General features: G+C 71.6%; 1 protein-coding gene. It reads right to left on the bottom strand.

Annotated elements, in window-relative coordinates; genetic code table 11:
• Positions 1–110: 110 nt before the first annotated feature.
• Positions 111–559: TetR/AcrR family transcriptional regulator (locus IE258_RS40890; RefSeq protein ID WP_189750852.1), on the bottom strand; the 449-nt coding region annotated here is incomplete at its 5' end.

The raw sequence follows: 559 nt of genomic DNA, 5'->3' as shown, positions 1-559 counted from the left end.
CCGTCCCCGGTCAGATGGTGGAACTCGAAGGGACGGCAGTCGCGTAGCGCACCTTGACCTGTGGCGGTGGACTGGGATGGACGAACTCCGTTCGCCGCCACGGGTGTTGTTCAGCTGCGCGGGAGTACGCCCAGCAGCAGCGAGGTGACGGTCAGCCGCAGGGCGTCCGGCAGCTCCATGTGAAGCACACCCAGCTCGGGCTCCTCCGCGTAGGCGGCGAGGACACCGGGCGGCGGCGGGACGTACGTCCCCAGCGCGCCCGCCGTGGCCAGGGTCATCAGGCAGAACCGCTCCGCGGCGTCGCCGATCTCGGGCACATGGCGGCGCAGCAGCTCGGACATGGTCGCGAGCCTCGCGAGGGAGGCCCGCTTGTGCCGCTTGACGACCTCGACCGAGACGTTGCGCTCGAGGACGCCTCCCTGTACGCCGAACAGATCGCAGAGCACCGTGCGCTCCGCGAGCGACCGGCTGATCACCTCGCCCAGTTGGCGCGCCCGCGTCCAGGGTGCCGCGTCCGCGTCGACCCCCTCGGCGAGTTCGTCGGCCAGGGCCTCCAGCC

This window comes from Streptomyces tendae, from assembly GCF_014650435.1.
GTDB classification, from domain to species: domain Bacteria; phylum Actinomycetota; class Actinomycetes; order Streptomycetales; family Streptomycetaceae; genus Streptomyces; species Streptomyces tendae.
The sequence above is the reverse complement of the archived record's forward strand: the minus strand, read 5'-3'. Positions and strand labels throughout refer to the sequence as shown.